Genomic DNA, 3,160 nt, shown 5'->3' on the forward strand with positions numbered 1-3,160 from the left:
ACAGCTCCGGCAGCTTCCCTTGCCCACCCGCAACTTCCAGCAACTCTTAACCCTCTCCCCGGGGACGGTGGCGGGCCTGTCGAACAACACTGAGCTCGGCCGCGGCGACGTGAACATCTCCGTCAACGGCCAGCGCAGCACCAGCAACAACGTCATCGTCAACGGCACTGAAGTCAACAGCCCGGGCACCAACTCGACCCCGAACATTTCCGTTCCCGCCCCGGATGCCATTCAAGAGTTCATCGTGCAAACTTCCATGTACGATGCCTCGCAGGGGCGCAACAGCGGCGGCAATGTCGCCGCTGTCACCAAATCGGGCGCCAACGAGCTCCACGGCAACCTCTACGAGTTCCTGCGCAACAAGGTGCTCAACGCCAACGATTTCTTCCTGAATGCCAAAGCTCGCCCTCGACCGGTTTTGACCCGCAATCAATTCGGCGGCACTCTCGGCGGCCCCGTCGTCAAAGACAAGACTTTCTTCTTCGTATCCTACCAGGGGACGCGCGAGCGCAACGGCGCTTCCCTGACCAATAGTCTGACCTTCCCTTTCATTCCTTCGGGCTTGACGGATGACCGCAGCGATGCGGCACTGGATGCGCTTACCGCACAGTTTTCTCCTCCGACCACGCTCCATCCCATCAGCCGGGCCTTGCTCAAGGCCACGCTGCCCAACGGCCAGTTCGCCATTCCCAGCGCCGCCGCCACCGGAGCTACGCCGACCACCTTGATCAGCACGCCGCTCAGCGGGGTCTCCCGCTTCCGCGAAGATCAGTTCAACGTAAACCTCGATCACGATCTGACAGCCGCAAACAGACTATCGGGAAAATTCTTCTTCTCCAATGCTCCCCAGTTTCACTCGTTGTTCACTTTCGTCGGCAGCAACCCCTTCCAGATGCCCGGCTACGGCGGTGACATTGAGTTTCGCAACCGCGTGCTTACCATCACCGATACCCACGTCTTTGGCCCGCGGGTCATCAATGAAGCTCGTTTTGGCTTCAGCCGCATTCGCGGCCCCTCCACTCCGGAAGAGCCGTTCACCAATGCTCAGTTCGGGATCAACAATCCGCTGGCGGCCCAGTTTCCCGGCATGGCCACCATGCAGGTGCTGGGGCTTTTTTCGATCGGCTCGACGACGCTGGCCGACCAGAAATCCGTGGTCGAGACCTACACCTGGTCGGATATGGTCTCCTACACGCGCGGGCGGCATTCTCTCCGGCTCGGCGGTGACCTCCGCCGCTATCAGGTGGATTTCTTCTTCAACTTCTTCTCGCGCGGGCAGATCAACTTCAATTCGTTCCGCGATTTCCTGGCAGGCAACATTGCCCTCGGCCTGCTGGGCAACGGCGTGCGTGACCGCGGCATGCGGGCTACCGATGTCTCCTGGTTCGCCCAGGATGATTTCCGCATTTCTGACAAGTTGACAATCAACGCCGGATTCCGGGTCAGCTTCAACGGCGGCATCAGCGAAATCCGCGGCCGCATAGCCAATTTTGACCCCGCCGTCTTTGCCCGTAACACCTTGCCTTGCACGATTGCAAGCCCTTGCAATCCCCCCAATGGCTTCGTCTTGCTAAAGAAAGGCGATACGATCAATCCGAACGACTGGAATTTCGCCCCTCGCTTCGGTTTTGCCTGGAAGCCTTATTCCGGCGGGAACTTCGTCTGGCGAGGCGGCATGGGCGTCTATTTCGACCGCTTCTCCACCCGTATCGCCAACTTCCAGATATTCAATTATCCCTTTGACGTGATCGGGGTTGGGCTGGGTTCGTTTGCCAATCCCTTTCCCAACCTGGCCACCACCTCCTTCCCGATTGACCCGGCGACCATTCCCTCGCCCATTCCTTTCTACTTTGCTGGAGTTCCGCTGCCGGCTTTGCGAACGCCCGTCAGCGGGCTCTACGTGGATCAAAACTTCCGCATGCCGTATGTCTATCATTACAACTTCGGCTTCCAGTGGGAGCCGGTGAAGAGTTGGCTCCTCGAAATCGGCTACGTGGGTTCGAAAGGGACCAAGCTCATCAATATCTTCACCTTCAACCAGGGCGCGACGGGAACGCCGCCGTTCAGTGGTTCCGGCTTCTCGGCCAACAAGGTCTTGAACGGATTCCAGCGCGCCGAGACCACCGCCGGTTCCCACTACGACTCGTTGCAGGCGAGCCTGACCAAGCGCTTCAGCAAGGGTCTTCAGTTCCTTGCCTCTTATACCTTTTCCAAGTCGATCGACGATATTTCCGGCGCGCCGACCAACGAACTCGCGGCCGCCCCCGGCGATCAACAAAACCGCAAGTCGCAGCGAGCCGTCTCTGACTTCCACCGCCCCCACCGCTTCGTCTTCAGCGGCGTGTACGACCTGCCGAAGTTTTATCATGGTGACTCGCAGTGGGCAAAGTCGTTCCTGAACGACTGGGAACTGGCCGGCATTGCCACCTTCCAGTCGGGCACTCCCTTCTCGGTGATTTGCGCGTTGGGCTCGGCGCTTTTCAACCGGGCTGACTTCGTCCCCTCTCCGCCCCCGCTCCAAATCGAGGGCTCGGTACACGACAAGCTCGGCCGGTTCTTCAACACCTCGGCCTTCGCTCCCACTTGTGCGAACGCAGCGCCGTTTGGGACTTCCGGACGCAACATCATCCGCGGTCCCGACCAGCGCAACATTGATTTCAGCGTCGTCAAATTCATACCGGTCACCGAGGCGACCAAGTTCGAGTTTCGGGCGGAGTTCTTCAACCTCTTCAATACCGTGAATTTCTTGAACCCGAGCAACAACGTCTTCGTTCCGGGAACATTGGGCAGCATTACGTCCACCAGCACCGGGCCGCGGGTGATTCAGTTCGCCCTCAAGTTCACCTTCTAGTCGCTTAAGGAAACGGCTAGTGCCGTTCCAACTATTTGGGGCCATTTCCCGCAAGTCACACGGCATGCTTTATTGAGCATACAGGATCGAGATGTATAGGCTCATTAAGTTGGAACGGCACTAGGACGGCGAGATGAAAACGGACCACCTTGCCAAAAATGCGGGGGAAGGCTTTCGCCTTCCCTCCCGCGCAGGGTCGTCTGAGCGAGCGGGGTGAAGCGTGCGACTAAGCAACCGGGTTGCTCTCATCACCGGCGCTGCTCGAGGCCTTGGCCGCGAGATGGCCGCGCGGATGGCGAGCGAAGGCGC

At 59.2% G+C, this 3,160-nt stretch carries 1 protein-coding gene; it reads left to right on the forward strand.

Translation table 11 applies throughout. The features are described from left to right. Positions 1–2,851: Plug domain-containing protein (locus VIH17_12305; GenBank protein HEY4684010.1), on the forward strand; the 2,851-nt coding region annotated here is incomplete at its 5' end. Positions 2,852–3,160 lie beyond the last annotated feature (309 nt).

The organism is Candidatus Acidiferrales bacterium (assembly GCA_036514995.1).
Lineage (GTDB): Bacteria > Acidobacteriota > Terriglobia > Acidiferrales > DATBWB01 > DATBWB01.